The sequence below is a fragment of the uncultured Campylobacter sp. genome (genome assembly GCF_905371695.1).
GTDB lineage: Bacteria > Campylobacterota > Campylobacteria > Campylobacterales > Campylobacteraceae > Campylobacter_A.
Window position 1 is genome coordinate 1 of record NZ_CAJPMA010000039.1, and the last position, 15,505, is coordinate 15,505.

Sequence of the window (15,505 nt, forward strand, 5' to 3'; positions counted from 1 at the left end):
GCTTGCGTCGTAGCGGCCGGTAAGCGGTGCATTACCGAGCGGATGCCAGTAGCTACGCAAGCCTTTTCTTTTGAGGCTACGTAAGTCTGGCTGGCTTTATCCTCGCCGACTAAAATTACCGCTAGCGCGGGCTCTATGCCTGCGGTTTTTAACGCGGCGGCGTCTTTGGCTACTTCGTCTTTAACCTTCGCGCTAACGGCTTTTCCGTCTAAAATTTGCATTTTCTATCCTTATGCGTTTTTAATCACAAAAGTTGTATCATACCCAAAATTTAATTAAAAATTTTGAAATCGGGGCGGCGATGAGGGCGTTTTTTTATATTTTATTAGTTTGCGCGGCGGCGTTCGGAGCGGATTTTATAACAAAGACCGAATATGCCAAAATGCTCTATTCTAACCCGCGCGGTATCGGCTGCGATAAGTGTCACGGCGCGAAAGGGCAGGGCGCGCTAATCTCTAAATTTAAGCGAGCGCGATCGAAAAACGATAAAACTTTAATAGACGACGAGCTAAGAGCCCCGCGCATCAATAATATAAGCTATGAAGCGTTCGCGAACGCGCTAAATAAGCCCAAAGGCATAATGCCTAGCTATTTTTTAACGGACGAAGAGAGCGAAATTTTATACGATTACGTAATAAGTTTAGATAAAAATCAGACGAAAGGAAGGAAAAAATGACGAATAAAGAGGCCTTTGGCGAAGCTAAAAAATATATTCCGGGAGGCGTTGACTCTCCCGTGCGCGCATTCGGTAGCGTAGGCGGCGAACCTTTTATAGTAGAGCGCGGCGAGGGCGCGTATTTAATCGACGTCGAGGGTAAGCGGTATTTGGATTTTATTCAAAGCTGGGGGCCGCTAATTTTCGGGCACTGCGACGCGGATATCGAGCACGCGGTAATAGAGACGGCTAAAAAGGGGCTAAGCTTCGGCGCTCCGACGATGCACGAGAGCGATCTAGCGCGGCTAATTTGCGAGACTCATCCGCACGTAGAAAAGATCCGCTTCGTAAGCTCGGGTACGGAAGCTACGATGAGCGCGATCCGCGTAGCGCGCGGTTTTAGCGGCAAGGACGGACTGATAAAATTCGAAGGCTGCTACCACGGACACAGCGACGCGCTTTTGGTAAAGGCAGGCAGCGGTGCTACGACCTACGGTAACGCGTCGAGCGCGGGCGTACCGGCAGATACGGTAAAAAATACGTTTTTAGCCGTTTATAACGATATTTCAAGCGTTCGCGCGATATTTCAAAGCGGCGCGCGAATAGGCGCGGTCATCATAGAGCCGATCGCGGGAAATATGGGGCTAGTGCCCGCCGAGCCCGAGTTTTTAAAAGAGCTTCGCAAACTGTGCGACGAGAACGGCGCGGTGCTAATTTTAGACGAGGTTATGAGCGGGTTTCGCGCTAGCAAGCTAGGCTCGCTACCGTTTCACGGCGTAAAAGCCGATCTTATCACGTTCGGCAAGGTTATCGGCGGCGGCTGCCCCGCGGCGGCGTTCGGCGGACGGGCGGAGATTATGGATTGCCTAAGCCCGACGGGAGCCGTGTATCAGGCGGGCACTTTAAGCGGAAATCCCGTAGCGATGGCGGCGGGGCTGGCCTCTATCGGTAAAATTTTAAAAGACGAGACGCTTTACGCGCGGCTTGAAAATTTAGCGCGCAGGCTAACGGACGGCTTTAAAGAGGCGGCGCGAGACGCGGGAGTAGGCCTGCAAACTTGCGTGCGCGGCTCGATGCTCGGATTTTTCTTTAACGAAAAGCCCGTAAAAAACTATGCGGACGCGCTAAAAAGCAATACCGCGCTTTACGCTAAATTTCATGCGGGGATGCTAGCTTGCGGCGTATATCTGGCGCCTAGCCAGTTCGAGACGGGCTTTATATGCGGCGCGATGAGCGAAGAGCAGATCGATTTTGCGGTAGATTGCGCGCGCAAAGTTTTGGCGAAAATTGCTCATGGCTAAGCTAAATATCGGTGAAGTCGTAAAAGGCGCCGAGCAACTAAGTCTGGGTATTTCAATCGTCGTAGCCGTGGCGATCGGCACGGGGCTCGGGTTTTGGCTAAAAAGCGTTACGGGCTGGACGTGGGCGATATTTGCCGGTCTTGCGCTAGGTATCGCCGCAGCCGTTTTAAACGTCAAAAAAGCCTACGATAAACAGGTAAAAAGCCTAGACGAGCTAAAAGACGAAAATCGTTACAAAGCCCGAAAAGACGATGACGAGGATGAAGACGAGTGAGTATGCGAAATTTTACGTTTTGCGGCTTTGCTCGCGAAAAAAATAGGGCTAAAATTTTAGCCGTTCGCGTACACGAAATTTTACGCGGCAAAGGGGCGAAATTTTGGTTTTAAAACGCCTACTTTTCATCTACGGCGCGCTGTGGGCGGCGCTTACGCTAGCCGGCGCGTTTGCGGGCGTAAAATTTATCGCTAGCTCGCAGACGGCATTTTTTGCGGCGCTGCTTATAACTGCGGCTACGTTTTTTAGCTACAAAAAGCGGGCGGAGCTAAGACTGCTAAACGATCGCGACGAAATTTTAGCCCCCGAAGCGGAAAAAGACGAGGCGGAAGCCGAAATTTGGGGCGATGAAAATTTAGACGCGCGAAATTTAGCAAACGAAAAGACGCCAAGCGCGCGAGGCGAAAATTTAGGCGGCGAAAATTCGGCGCGCGAGAATTTAAAAAACGAAAATTTTAGCCTAAAAGACGAGAAAGCCAGGCTAAAACGCCAAAAAACAAGCTTAAAAGATATGAACTTAACCGCCGCATTTACGCCGTATCGCTTGCTGGCCTACGCCGCGCTCGCGCTGGGGTTTTTAGCGCTTAAGCGTAAAGAAATGCTTGATATCGCGGGGTTTTTAATAGGGCTTGCGGGTATGCCGCTGGGGGCTATGATATTTGGCGTATTAGGCGCAAAAGCGCGGGACGGCGAATAAAATGAAAAATTTTAACCCTTTAAAATCCGCGCCTTCTTCGGGCAAAGACCGCGCGGGAATTTACGGACGCTATTCGCCTGTAAAAATAAACGCGAAATTTAGGCTATAAAATGGCGAATAGCAAACGAACTATCCTCTCGATGGCGCCGCTGTTTTTATCGATGAGCCTAATGTTTTTGGGTAACGGACTTATTATCCCCTCGGCAGGCGTCGAGCTTAAAAACGCGGGGGCGGACGAGCTTGTTATCGGGCTAATTAACACCTGCTTTTTCATAGGGGCGATGATTAGTACGATTTTGGCGCATCGCATAGTCTCAAAAGTCGGCCATATCCGCTCGTTCGCTATTTTTACGGCGGTATTTGGCGTATCTGCTATGCTGCACGCATTGAGTCTAAATTTATATTTTTGGGCGATCTTGCGCGCGCTTTTGGGATTTTGCTATTACGCGCTTTTAATGGTAATAGAAAGCTGGCTAAACGCTAAAATTTCAAACTCCGTGCGCTCTCGGGTGATCGCGTTTTACGAGGCGGTTTTTTACGTAAGCTTCGGTGCGGGGATTTTGATTTTGGCGCTAAATTTAGCCTCTTTCGAAGTTTTTATAATAAGCGCGGCGTTTATTATGCTTTCGTCTATTCCGCTTAATTTAATCAAAATCAAAGAGCCGCTCGTCCCGCAAAAAGAGCGCATAAGCATCCCTAAAATTTTCTCCATCGTCCCGCTGGCGCTTGCGGGCTCGGTTACGGCAGGAGTGCTGGTTAACGGCTTTTTTTCTATGTCTAGCGTATTTATTTTATTGCAAGGATACGGAGCGAAGGAGGCGTCTTTTTTCATGACGATAGCGATGGCGGGCGGATTTTGCGCGCAACTATTTATAGGTAAATTTTCCGATCGCTTCGGACGCAGACCCGCCATAATCTTATCTTGCGTCACGGCGCTAATCGCCGCTAGCGCATTCTTGCTTTTAAAAAACGCGAATTTCGCACTCTGGTGCGCTCTGGCGTTTATTTTAGGCAGCGGGATATTTTGTCTTTACGGACTTTCTATCGCTAGGGCCAACGACGAAATAAACGAGAAAAGCCAAAGCGCCAAAGTCGCTCGCACGCTGCTTTTTAGCTACTCTTTGGGTTCTATCGTCTCGCCGCTGTTAACCGGCGGCGCGATGAAAATTTTCGGCGTCGGCGGATTTATATACGTCTATATATTTCTGCTGGTTTTTTTACTAGCGTTCGCACTTAGCAAAAAGACGATTGCTGCGCAGTTTCGCAAGAGTTACGAGCCACTTACCGTGCGCGCGCACCTTGACGGCGAGTTAAAAACGGGAGGCAGCGATGGCGATTTTAAATAATCTAAACGTAACGCAAGCCGCGGTCAATCAAAGCCAAATTCCGACCCAAAAGCAGGGCTCTTCGAATTTAGGCGGCGCGGCGCAGACCGACAAGGGCGGATTATTTAAAAACGCCACGCAAAGCACGCAAGCGGGCGTTTTAACGGACTCGCAAGCCGCCGCGAACGAAGCGCTAGACGGCGCGCAAAAACTCGTCGCGCGGGTGCTGGACGAGCTTAAAAACTCTGGCTCGCTAACTAAAAGCGCGCGGATAATCGAGCAAGCCAAACAGGCTCAAATAGCGCCGAATTTCGCAAACGACCTGCAAGAATTTGCAAATTCCCTCCAAACGCAGCTACAAAACGAGCCCGAGCTAAAAGAATTCGTGCTAAAACTTAAAGAATTTTTGCGCCCGATCGCGGATTTAAAGACCGCGCCTCTTGAAAATCAGATAAAAAACTCGGGCGTTATGCTGGAAGCCAACCTAAAAAACGCGCTTACGGGCGAAAAACTACCCGCATCTATTCAAAATTTGCTCTCAAATATTAAGGATTTAAGCGACCCTAAACTTTTAAATCAAATTTTAGATTTAGCAAACGATGAAAATTCGGGTAACGAGGCGTCGTTTTTAAAGTTAAGCAAAATGCTAAACGAGGCTAAAAGCAGCGCGCAAAATACGCTTGAAGGCTCGAAATTTAAGCAGCTTTTAACGGACGTGGATAAGCTCGATAATATCGCTAAATTTATCGATAAATCGCTAAATAAAGAGCTAAACGCCGACGCGATCAAAAACCAAATGAATAAAATAAGCGATTTTACGAACGCGCTAAAAGCTAAAATTTCGGCGCTTCCTAACGAAAAACTAAATCAAAGCGCGGGATTTATTTCAAATTTTAAAGAGCTAAATAAAGCGCTAGACGAACTTCAAGTCGCGCTAAAAAGCGTAAATAGCGCAGGCGACGAAGCGGGGCTAATCAAAAACTACGAGGCCGCGACGGGAGGGGGCGAAAATTTAAGTCTGCAAGATAAGCTGGAAACCGCCGCTAGAAGGCTGGCGCAAACGATAAGCTACGCCGATAAGCAGGCGCACGCCGCAAAGCAAAATTTGCGCGAGACCGGCGCGCTGATAAGGCATCTAAAAACGGCGTCCGCGGACGTAGCTAAAATCGAGCGTCAAGATATCGAACAGGTGCTAAAAGGGCTAAATTCGGACGTTAAAAACGCGCTGCTTAATATCCAAGACAAGACGCAAAATTTACAGCTTAAAGAAAGCGCGGGCAAGATGTTGGCGCAAATCGAAATGCACCAGATGATTTCGGCGCTTCAAGGCGGCGTGCAGACCTTTATGCCCTACGTTTGGGACGGCGCGCAGGGAGGCAGCGTGGCTTTTAAGCGCGGTAAAAAGGATAAATTTTACGCGCAGATCGATTTAAATTTTGATCGTTACGGGCAGATTAACGTAATGATCGGGCTTGCGGATAAAAAATATATCGACGTATCGGTGGCGACGCAAACGGCGGAATTTAAGGATTTGATTTTAAGCGAGGCTAGGGGGCTAAAAAAGGCGATTAGCGAGCTTGGGCTAATCGTATCTAGTTTTAGCGTTAAGACGCTGCCCAAAGATAAGCTTAACGCGAAATTTAAAAATTTCGGCGGGCTAGACGTCGGCTATGATAAAAAGGCGTAAAAATGGCTAAAAAAAAGGCGGTCGCGCTAGGCTATAACCGCGCCAAAGATAGCGCGCCCAAGGTGCTTGCAAGCGGCGCGGGCGAGACTGCGAGCAGAATAATAAATCTTGCGCGCGAACATAAAATTCCTATCAAAGAAGATCCTGATTTAATCGAAATTTTAAGCAAGGTCGAGGTCGAACAGGAAATCCCGCCTAATTTATACAAAGCCGTAGCAGAAATTTTTAGCTTTTTGTATAAAATTACAAATCAAAAATAAATAAAATTTAAAATTTCAGCTAGGAATTTTAAATTTTAGGTAAAATTAGAGCTTTCAAAACTCAGATTTACGGAGGAAATATGAAAATTTCGACCAAAGTAACGGTAATGGTAGTAGCGTCGCTTCTTGCGCTATTAGTCTCGCTAGTGTCGCTAAATATTTACGAACAGGATAAAAGTATTAATAGCTCCAGCGAGACGCTGATAAACTCGATAATAGACGGCAAAAAGGTAGCCCTTTTGGAAGAGCTTGATATAGTTTCCGCATTCTTAGAGCAAGTGGGCAAAAGTTACGCCGCGACGAATACGAGCAAAGAGGAAACCAGAACGGATACCATGGATTACATTAGCTCGATTAGATTCGGCGCCGGCGGCAAGGGCTACGTAAGCCTTTACGACGAAAAAGGTATTACCGTATTAAATCCGGGAAATCCGCAATTTAACGGGCAAAATAGGTTCGATGCGACGGACGTAAACGGCGTAAAATACGTACAAAAATTTATCCAAAGCGCATCGAGCAGGGATGAAATTATATCTTATACGTTCAAAGCCAAAGACGGCGCTACGAGCCGCCGTATAGCAAATAGCAGATTTATCGACATAGCCGGAGAGAGATACGTGATGGTCGTAATCGCCGATCTTGAAAACGCATACGCGATTGCAGAAAAGCAAACCGCCGCTATGCAAAAAGAGGCGAAAGAGGCCACTACGACGTTTATAGTAATGGCGGTAATGGTCGTATTTATCGCTCTTGCGCTATCGGTGCTTTACGCTAGAATTTCAATTACTAAGCCGCTAAACGAGCTAATCTCTCGTGCGGCGAACCTTTCAAGCGGTGACGGCGATCTAACGCGCAAACTAGAAGTTCGCGGTAAAGACGAGATCGCTCTTGCTAGCGAAGCGGTGAATAGCTTTATCGAAAAAGTGCGCGTTTTAATAAGTGACGCTAAAAATTTATCCGCAGAAAATAGCTCGATCGCAAACGAGCTAAGCTCTACCTCGCTACATACAGGCAAAAGAGTAGAGGAATCAACCTCGATCGTAATGCAAACTAGCCAAAATTGCGGCGCTATTCAAAGCAATATGAGAGACTCTATCGAAGTGGCTAAAAGCGGTAAAGACGATCTTTCAAAAGCGTTAGGCTACGTAGACGAAGCAAATAGGGCTATTTCGAATTTAACCTCCGAAATTATGCAAACGGCTCAAACCGAAGGCGAGATGGCAAATAGAATAGATCAGCTAAGCAAAGATGCCGAGCAGGTAAAATCGGTCCTTGTCGTAATCAATGATATCGCGGATCAGACTAACTTGCTAGCTCTAAACGCCGCTATCGAGGCGGCGCGGGCGGGCGAGCACGGACGCGGTTTTGCCGTAGTAGCCGACGAGGTAAGGCAGCTAGCGGAAAGAACGCAGCGAAGCCTAACCGAAATAAACGCGACTATTAACGTAATCGTTCAAGCCATCAGCGATAGCAGCGAGCAAATGAGCTCGAATTCTAAGCAAATCCAAGAGTTAACCGGCGTAGCTAGCAGCGTAGAGCATACTATACAAGAGATGAGCAACGTAATGAGCGCCGCGATAGGCTTATCGGATAAGACGATACAAGATTATATAAATACGGGCAAAAATATAGACGATATCGTTAAAAACATAGACGGTATAAACGTAATCTCTACCGAAAATGCTAGGAGCGTAGAAGAGATTGCCGCCGCGGCCGAACATCTAAATAAAATGACCGATACGCTAAACGCTAAACTCGGAGAATTTAGGACTTGATAAAGCGAGGCTAAATGGCTCAAAAATTAATCTTGATCGGGGCTTCTACGGGGGGTCCCGGACATATTAAAAAACTTTTAAAAGACGTCAAGTTAAACGGCGCTACCGTAGTGATCGCTCAGCATATGAATAAGATGTTTATCGGCTCGTTTGCCGCGCAGGTAGGGCGCGAATGCGGGCTGGACGTACGTCTGCTAAGCGAAAAGACCATGCTTAAAGAAAATATAGTCTATATCTGCGATCAAAATTTTATGATCTGCGATACTATGCCTTTAAGCGCGCGTCCCAATACCGAAGAAAAAACTACCTATACGCCAAACGTCGATATACTTTTTCGCTCGGGCGTAGCGGTTTGTAAAAATTTAAGCGTAATGGCGATACTGCTAACGGGCATCGGAGACGATGGGGCGGCGGGGCTTCACGCGCTATATAAAGCGGGAGCGAAATGCGTCGGCGAAAACGAAGAGAGCGCGATCGTATACGGTATGCCAAAACGCGCCAAAGAGCTAAATCCAAACCTAAAATCGTTAAATTTAGCTGGCGCGAAAATAGAACTCGAAGGCTTTTTAAATGCTATTTAGAAAACACGAAACGCAAAATTTAAACGCCGCGCAAGAGATGAAAGCGCCTAGCGATATGGATGGATTCGAGGAATTTATGCGCTCTATTAAGACGCTTTGCGGGGTAGATTTGGAGCCTAAGCGCGACATTACCTTGCAGCGCCTAAGCACCTTTGCCAAAAACCGCCAAATAGCGACGTTTAAAGACATCGTAAATATGATTCGCTATAACGCCCAGACGAGGCAGGATATCTTAAATTTGGTCACGGTTAACGAGACTTATTTTTACCGAGAATTACCGCAGTTAAAAGACGTAATAGCCTACGCGAAGGACTTGGGAACGGCTAGAATTTTATGCGCGCCGTGCTCGACGGGCGATGAGGTCTACTCTCTTGCGATGCTAGCCCACGAGATCGGTATGAATGCCGCTTCGCTTCAAATAGTAGGTATCGATATTAACTCGCAAGCTATTTCAAGCTGTCAAACCGCCGTTTATAACGAACGGAGCTTACACCGACTAGACGGCTATCAAAAGGAGCGCTTTTTTACGAAAGAGGGCGATAAATTCGCCGTTAAAAAATCGATGCTAGCGCGCTGCGAGTTTAAAATTCTAAACGTATTCGACGACGCGATGTTTAATCTAGGAAAATTCGATATAGTTTTATCGCGTAATATGATGATATATTTCGACGACGAATTTCGCCTAAAATGCATCGAACGCTTACATAAAATGCTAAATAGCCACGGTAGGCTTTATACGGGGCATGCGGATTTAGTGCCTTACACGGCAATTTATAAGAAGCAATTTTCCGGCGGGACGTTTTATTACGAAAAGGTATAAAATTTTCGCGACTTCGCACGTTGCTAGCTAGCGCCTTCGTAAAAACCGCGACTTTGCCGCCCGCTTTGCTAAAATTTCGGTTTTAAAAGCTATGCGTTTTTCCGTGCCTAAATTTTACGTCTACCGCGGCTTGCATTAAAATTTACCGCCCAAATTTTATGCCTTTATCTCATATCTATTTTTAACCCAAACGTAGTAAATCGCTCCGATAAAAAAGCTAGCGCCGATAATAGCCGTAATCGCCTGTAAATTTACGCCCAGACGAAATAGCCACCCGATACCGAGCGATATTACCGCGCTTACGCCTAGATATATCATATCGTTATAAGCGATTATGCGTCCGTAAAATTTCGGGTCGCAGTTTTGCTGTATCAGCGTGTAGGTGTAGCTCCAAAGCGTCGAGGTAAAAAACCCGGCGGCTAAAAGCCCCGCAAGCCCCGCGTAGAAGTTAAACTGCGTAAGCGCCCACGCTATTACGCCAAGCCCGTGTCCTAGATAGATAAAAACCAGCGTTTGCTTACCTACGATGCGGCTTAAAAATGCCGGTCCTATCATCAGCGCTACCGAGCGCGAGGCGTTGATAAAACCGATGATTAGCGACGTAGACAAAAGCCCTGCGTATTCGTAATCGGCTAACAGTGCCACGAGCGCGTCGTACGCGGTAACGCCTACGAACGCGTGAAGGAAGATTAAGTGCGCGATGAGCCTATTTTCGCGCAGATAAATCAGCCCTTCTTTTAGCATTTTAGCGGCGCTTTGAGCCGCGCCGCTAACTAGACCTGGTAGCTTAACGGAGAATAAAAAATAAAAGCTAGCGATATAGATAAATCCGTCTAAAATAAACGCGCTTTTAATACCGAAAAAATGAATATAAATGCCCGCAAGCCCCATACCCGCGGTGTACGAGATTGCCCAGATAATGGAGTGGATCTCGTTTGCTAGTTTAAGATTTGTAGGGCTTAAAATTTTAGGCAGTAGGCTCATTTCTACTTGAAAATACATTGCTCCCGTGCCGTTTCGAACGAAAATTAGCGCCAAAAGCAGCCATAAATATTCAAGCGAGGTAATAAAAACCAGCATAAAAACCGTGACGGTCTCGATTAGAGCCATTATTAAAAGCATAGGTTTGGGGCTAAATTTATCAACCATTATCCCGCTAACGGGCGCTAACATCACGCAAGGCAGATACGCCATCGCAGCAGCCGCCGTGATCGCCCACACCGGCGCGCGAAGCTCGATTAAAAGCGTAAAAATTCCCGTATGCGAGAACCATACGCCGAAATAGCACATAAGCTGAATTAGGCTAAGCAGCCTAAAATTTCGCTCGTCGCGCAGCAGTCTAAAATAAGCGCGCATTTATTCGTTCCAGTTTAAGATTATCGCATCTACTTTATAGCTGCTAGGTATTTGCTCCAAGCTTTTTACGCTCGTTAAATTTTGAGAATTTTCGATCTTAAACACGGCGTTTAGGCTCGGGATTTTTAGCGAAATTCGCCCGTCCGAGAAGGCGAAATTTTTGATTTTAAGAGCGGATTTTACCTGCGCTATCGTAGAACCGAGTCCGACGCCTTGCGGACTTTTAAAGCTACGGGATAAAATTTCTACTCGCGTAATAACGCCGTTTTGAAGCAGATATTTAAATTTCGCCTCGCCGTCTCGGTAAACTACGTGAGAATTTTCGCCCCTGTCGCGCGCGTCTTTTTTGATATTTTTAGCGCCGTAGATTTTAATGATATCGCCGCTTTTCATATCCGGCGTCAGCTCGCCTAAAAAATATTTGCCGAACGTATTTGAAACGTCCGTTTTTTGCGAGTATTTACCCGTAAAATAGCCGGTTTTGCAAATTTGCGCGCCAGAATTCGCGTTTATAAAAATTCCGTCCTTGATTCTATGGACGTCTACCTTAAATTTTCCCGCGTAAACGTAGAAAATTCCGTTTTCGTATCTAGCTTCGCCTTCAAAATCGCAAAGCTGTTCGCCGCTATCGTCTAGATTTGAATAAACGCCGATCTTAGCGCCGTTTTTATAAGGCGAGATTATTACGGCTTGGAAATTTTTATCGTTTTTTAGTTTAAAAAATTCTCCGAAAAATCCGCTTTTATAGTCTTTGTCTAATGCTTTAAAGTTATAAATTTCGGCCAGTACTCCCGCGCGCTTGTTTTTTTGCTCGTCAAGCTGCGCCAACGCGTTTTTGTAAGGCTCGAAATAGCTTTGCTCGCCGCTATTCGCACTTAGGGTTATTAGGTTGTTTTCCGCGCTAAAATTTCCTTCTTGCGTTAAAAATTCGGGGTTATTAGAGATAAAAAGCATCGTTTTTTTGTAGGTTTTGTCTTTGTTTAGCGTGATTATCGTTTTTACGCCTTCGCATTTATCGCAGGGCGTAACCGCGCTAAAATCGCCGCTAAAATTTCGCGCTAAATCTTGTTTGATTTCGGTTTTTGCGCCGCTAATTTGCGGTTTTTGCGGGGGCGGCGCCGTTAGGTTCGCGTCGCTTGGGGCGGGAGTTTTATCTCCCGCGCAGCCTAGAAAAAATAATGCGGCGGCTAGCGCGACTATTTTTTTCATGCTAGCCCCTTTATTTTACCTTTTTAAATACGTAAAAATCTTTTAGCTCTCCGGTCGGCTCTTTACCTTCAAAATCAAGCATGATTAAATTTTCGCCGTCTATTTTATAGCTTTGTTTTTCTTTATAGTTGTCGGTGGTTACGACGTTGCCCGCGATTACGGCGTATGTGCCGCGTCTAGCTTCTTTGTATTTATCTTTTGACAAATAAGTCATTTCCGCGTTAAACGTCGCATCTTTGTTTAACGTAAGGCGAGCTTCGATGCCAGAGCAGCTTGCGCACGGAAGTTTGGCCTCATAGACGCCTACTACTTTTGCTTCGCCGGCCAGGCATTTTTCCTGCGTAGAGCAAGCGCCGCTAGGTAGGTTGGTTTGCGGCGTATTACTCGCGCAGCCTAGCAGTAGCGCGCCCGCGCAAAAAGCAAGTACTAAATTTTTCATGGTTTTTCCTTTAAATTTTGATATGGTTTGTTATAATACAACTTGTGTTTAAACAAAATCTATAAAGGACGGGTTATGAGCAGCGAAATTTTAGTTATATTTTTCGTTTTGTGCGCGGCGATTTTGGTCGCGTTATTTTTAAAATCGGCGGTAAAAATCGTCTCGCAAGCGGATACTTTAATCATCGAGCGGTTAGGGCGGTTTCACAAAGTGCTTGACGGCGGATTTCATATAATAATCCCTTTCGTCGATCAAATTAGAAGTGTCATCACGGTTAGAGAGCAGCTGGTAGATATCACCAAACAACAAGTTATCACCAAAGATAACGTAAATATCAGCGTCGACGGCATCGTGTTTTTAAAGGTATTTGACGGCAAAATGGCTGTTTATAACGTCGATAGCTACAAGCGCGCGATCGCAAATTTAGCCATGACGACGCTGCGCGGCGAGATAGGCGCGATGAATCTCGATGACACGCTTAGCTCGCGCGACCGCCTAAACTCCGCGCTACAAAGAGCGCTCGGAGACGCCGCCGATAACTGGGGCGTAAAGATCATGCGCGTCGAGATCTCGGAGATCTCCGTGCCGCACGGCATCGAAGAGGCAATGAATCTACAAATGAAAGCCGAGCGCGAAAAACGCGCGATCGAGCTAAAAGCGCAGGCTGAAAAAGAGGCGCTCATCCGCAACGCCGAGGCGCTAAAACAAGAAAAAGTATTGCAAGCCGAAGCCATCGAGCGTATGGCCGATGCGAAAAAATATGAGCAAATCGCGCTGGCAACAGCTCAAAAAGAGGCGATGGACATGATAAACGAAAGCATGGCGCGTAATGCAAACGCCGCCGAGTTCTTGCTAGCTCGCGACCGCGTAGCGGCGTTTAACGAGCTAGCGAAAAACGGCTCGAAAGATAAAATTTTAGTCCCTTACGAAGCGACTGAGCTAATAGGTTCACTAAGCGTGATTAAAAATTTCATCGGCGCCGGTTCGCAAGAGGGCGCGCAAAATTTAAGTACTAGAAAATAGGGCGATAAAATGATAAGTCCTTTTATAATGTTAGGCGTAGGCGTGCTTTTGATGGCGGCCGAGCTTATAGCGTTTTCGTTTTATCTGCTATTTTTCGGACTGGGCTTTATCGTCGTGGGAGCTTTAAATTTCGGGCTAAATTTCGCTTGGCAGTATCAAATTTTAGCCGCTCTTAGCGTATCGCTAATATCGCTATTTTCGTTTCGCAGATTGCTCGTACGAAAATTTAGCAAAAAAAGCGAGATAAAAGAGGATTTTTTAGACGAGCGCGGCGTCGGAGTAGCGCGCGAAGGGATGATTTATTATAAAGGAACGATGTGGCACTACGACGGCGATAAAATCGCCGAAGGCGAGCGCGTCGAGATAAAAGGCACGCGAGGCAACCGCGTGATTTTGGGCTAATTTTAAATTTTATAAGCTAAATTTCGCTACTCTACGCTAAAAATTATAAAGGCGAAATTTTGAATAGAATGAGTATCGACGAAGCGGTGGAGCTTATAGAAAGCGCGCCGCTTCACGAGCTAGGCGCGATGGCTTACGCTAAAAAACGCGAGCTGCATCCGGAAAAAATCACGACTTTTATCGTAGATAGAAATATAAATTACACGAACGTTTGCTGGGTAGACTGCAAATTTTGCGCGTTTTACAGACATGCGAGAGAGGACGAAGCCTACGTGCTTAGCTTTGAGGAGATCGGCGCAAAAATCGAGGAGCTAATCGCCATCGGCGGAACGCAAATTTTGTTTCAAGGCGGCGTGCATCCGAAGCTTAAAATCGAGTGGTACGAGGATCTCGTGGAGTTTATCGCTAAAAAATATCCTAGCGTTACGATACACGGATTTTCGGCGATCGAGATAGATTATATAGCTAAAATTTCTAAAATTTCGACGCTTGAAGTTTTAAAGCGCCTAAAAAATAAGGGGCTTTATTCGATGCCCGGAGCCGGCGCGGAAATTTTAAGCGACCGAGTAAGAGAGCTCGTAGCCCCTAAAAAATGCGACACGGCTACGTGGCTGCGTATTCATAAAGAAGCTCATAGCGTCGGCGTAAAGACCACGGCTACGATGATGTTCGGCACCGTAGAAACTACGCGCGAGATCGTGGAGCACTGGGAGTATATTAGACGCTTGCAAGACGAGACGGGCGGGTTTAGGGCGTTTATCCTGTGGAGCTTTCAAGGAGCGAATACGAAGTTACTAGCCGAGCGCCCCGATATCGTAAAACAAAGCTCGAATCGATATTTACGCCTACTCGCCGTTTCTAGGCTATTTTTGGATAATTTTAAAAATATCCAAAGCAGCTGGGTTACGCAAGGCAGCTACGTGGGGCAGCTCGCGCTAAAATTCGGCGCGAACGATCTGGGTAGTACCATGATGGAGGAAAACGTCGTGCGCGCGGCGGGAGCCAGCTACCGAATGAATCAAGAGCAGATGATCGAGCTTATTAAAGACGTAGGCGAGACGCCCGCGAAACGAAATACGAATTACGATATTTTGGAGAAATACTGATGAAAATTTTACATTTAGACGTTAAAGGCGCAAAAATTCCCGTAGTTTTCGAAAGCTCGAAGCAGCTGCCCGTAGCCGCCGTAAAGCTCGTATTTAAGGTAGCGGGCGCTTGCCGCGACGGGAAGACGGCGGGACTTGCGGCGATGGCTGCTAATATACTAAACGAAGGCACGCTAAGCTTAGGCAGCGCCGAATTTGCGCGGCTTCTTGAAATGCGCGCGATTAACCTAGGCGCGGACGCGGGGTTTGAGACGCTTACGATTAGCCTAAACTGCCTAAAAGAGCACCTTATCTACGCGTGCGAGATGCTAGGCGCGCTTTTAAGGGAGCCTAATCTAACAAATGAGGCGCTAGAACGCTGCAAGGCCGTAACTTTGGGCGAGATAGCCGCTAGCGAGGATGATTTCGATCACGTAGCGCGCTGCGGATTGATGGAAATTTTATATCCAAAAACTCCGCTAGCCTACGCAAATTTCGGCACGGCAAAAAGCGTTGAGAATATGAAATTAGAGCAGGTTAAGGATTTTATTAAAACGCATCTAAATTTGGCGAATTTATTTATCTCGATGGGTGGCGACGTAAGCGAGAAAGAGTG

General features: G+C 46.6%; 18 protein-coding genes. 14 read left to right on the plus strand and 4 right to left on the minus strand.

The features are described from left to right. Window positions 1-221: tetrahydrofolate dehydrogenase/cyclohydrolase catalytic domain-containing protein (locus QZ147_RS04845; RefSeq protein WP_295147655.1), on the minus strand; the 221-nt coding region annotated here is incomplete at its 3' end. Window positions 222-301: 80 nt separating this feature from the next. Between QZ147_RS04845 and QZ147_RS04850 the strand changes: the two genes are divergently transcribed. The 10 genes from QZ147_RS04850 to QZ147_RS04895 all read left to right on the plus strand — a co-directional run bounded on the left by QZ147_RS04850 (window position 302) and on the right by QZ147_RS04895 (window position 9,375). Continuing rightward, the gene (locus QZ147_RS04850) at window positions 302-676 is read left to right on the plus strand and encodes a c-type cytochrome (protein ID WP_295147657.1); all 375 of its coding nucleotides are present in this window, start codon (window positions 302-304) and stop codon (window positions 674-676) included. Then, entirely contained in the window at window positions 673-1,956 is a 1,284-nt protein-coding gene (gene hemL, locus QZ147_RS04855; RefSeq protein WP_295147660.1) for a glutamate-1-semialdehyde 2,1-aminomutase, read from the plus strand. Before QZ147_RS04850 ends, hemL begins: the two co-directional genes overlap by 4 nt. Beyond that, window positions 1,949-2,230 carry an AtpZ/AtpI family protein gene (locus QZ147_RS04860; protein WP_295147662.1) on the plus strand — a complete coding sequence of 94 codons (282 nt, stop codon included), beginning with the start codon at window positions 1,949-1,951 and terminating at the stop codon, window positions 2,228-2,230. Before hemL ends, QZ147_RS04860 begins: the two co-directional genes overlap by 8 nt. Before the next feature lie 103 nt (window positions 2,231-2,333). Then, the gene (locus QZ147_RS04865) at window positions 2,334-2,927 is read left to right on the plus strand and encodes a hypothetical protein (RefSeq protein WP_295147663.1); all 594 of its coding nucleotides are present in this window, start codon (window positions 2,334-2,336) and stop codon (window positions 2,925-2,927) included. A gap of 110 nt (window positions 2,928-3,037) precedes the next feature. After that, window positions 3,038-4,273: an MFS transporter gene (locus QZ147_RS04870; RefSeq protein ID WP_295147666.1), complete on the plus strand. Its 1,236-nt coding sequence runs from the start codon at window positions 3,038-3,040 to the stop codon at window positions 4,271-4,273. After that, complete coding sequence (locus QZ147_RS04875; protein ID WP_295147668.1) at window positions 4,257-5,939, plus strand: flagellar hook-length control protein FliK; 1,683 nt, start codon at window positions 4,257-4,259, stop codon at window positions 5,937-5,939. Before QZ147_RS04870 ends, QZ147_RS04875 begins: the two co-directional genes overlap by 17 nt. Before the next feature lie 2 nt (window positions 5,940-5,941). Beyond that, entirely contained in the window at window positions 5,942-6,199 is a 258-nt protein-coding gene (locus tag QZ147_RS04880; protein WP_295147671.1) for a FlhB-like flagellar biosynthesis protein, read from the plus strand. Between the two features lie 80 nt (window positions 6,200-6,279). Continuing rightward, a complete protein-coding gene (locus QZ147_RS04885; protein WP_295147672.1) occupies window positions 6,280-7,974 on the plus strand; it encodes a methyl-accepting chemotaxis protein in 1,695 nt (564 codons plus the stop codon). A 14-nt stretch (window positions 7,975-7,988) separates the two neighbouring features. Next, window positions 7,989-8,555 (plus strand): CheB methylesterase domain-containing protein, encoded by a 567-nt coding sequence (locus QZ147_RS04890; RefSeq protein WP_295147673.1) that lies wholly within the window; start codon window positions 7,989-7,991, stop codon window positions 8,553-8,555. Further along, on the plus strand, window positions 8,545-9,375 hold the full coding sequence (locus tag QZ147_RS04895) for a protein-glutamate O-methyltransferase CheR (RefSeq protein WP_295147675.1): 831 nt from the start codon (window positions 8,545-8,547) through the stop codon (window positions 9,373-9,375). Before QZ147_RS04890 ends, QZ147_RS04895 begins: the two co-directional genes overlap by 11 nt. A gap of 156 nt (window positions 9,376-9,531) precedes the next feature. On the opposite strand, the gene QZ147_RS04900 is transcribed toward QZ147_RS04895, so the two are convergent. From QZ147_RS04900 to QZ147_RS04910, 3 genes are read right to left on the minus strand one after another with little or no spacing between them, the layout of a single operon-like run. Then, entirely contained in the window at window positions 9,532-10,731 is a 1,200-nt protein-coding gene (locus QZ147_RS04900; protein ID WP_295147678.1) for an MFS transporter, read from the minus strand. Further along, window positions 10,732-11,940, minus strand: a complete 1,209-nt coding sequence (locus QZ147_RS04905; RefSeq protein WP_295147681.1) for a copper resistance protein NlpE — start codon at window positions 11,938-11,940, stop codon at window positions 10,732-10,734. It abuts the gene before it with no gap. A gap of 10 nt (window positions 11,941-11,950) precedes the next feature. Further along, entirely contained in the window at window positions 11,951-12,379 is a 429-nt protein-coding gene (locus QZ147_RS04910) for a copper resistance protein NlpE (RefSeq protein WP_295147684.1), read from the minus strand. A gap of 75 nt (window positions 12,380-12,454) precedes the next feature. Here QZ147_RS04910 and QZ147_RS04915 point away from each other — a divergent pair, with 75 nt between their 5' ends. The 4 genes from QZ147_RS04915 to QZ147_RS04930 all read left to right on the plus strand — a co-directional run. After that, on the plus strand, window positions 12,455-13,402 hold the full coding sequence (locus tag QZ147_RS04915) for a stomatin-like protein (RefSeq protein WP_295147686.1): 948 nt from the start codon (window positions 12,455-12,457) through the stop codon (window positions 13,400-13,402). A gap of 9 nt (window positions 13,403-13,411) precedes the next feature. Further along, window positions 13,412-13,804, plus strand: a complete 393-nt coding sequence (locus tag QZ147_RS04920) for an NfeD family protein (RefSeq protein ID WP_295147689.1) — start codon at window positions 13,412-13,414, stop codon at window positions 13,802-13,804. 59 nt (window positions 13,805-13,863) lie between these two features. Beyond that, window positions 13,864-14,910 carry a dehypoxanthine futalosine cyclase gene (locus QZ147_RS04925; RefSeq protein WP_295147691.1) on the plus strand — a complete coding sequence of 349 codons (1,047 nt, stop codon included), beginning with the start codon at window positions 13,864-13,866 and terminating at the stop codon, window positions 14,908-14,910. Further along, on the plus strand, window positions 14,910-15,505 hold a 596-nt coding region (locus QZ147_RS04930), incomplete at its 3' end, for an insulinase family protein (protein WP_295147692.1). The genes QZ147_RS04925 and QZ147_RS04930, both read left to right, overlap by 1 nt.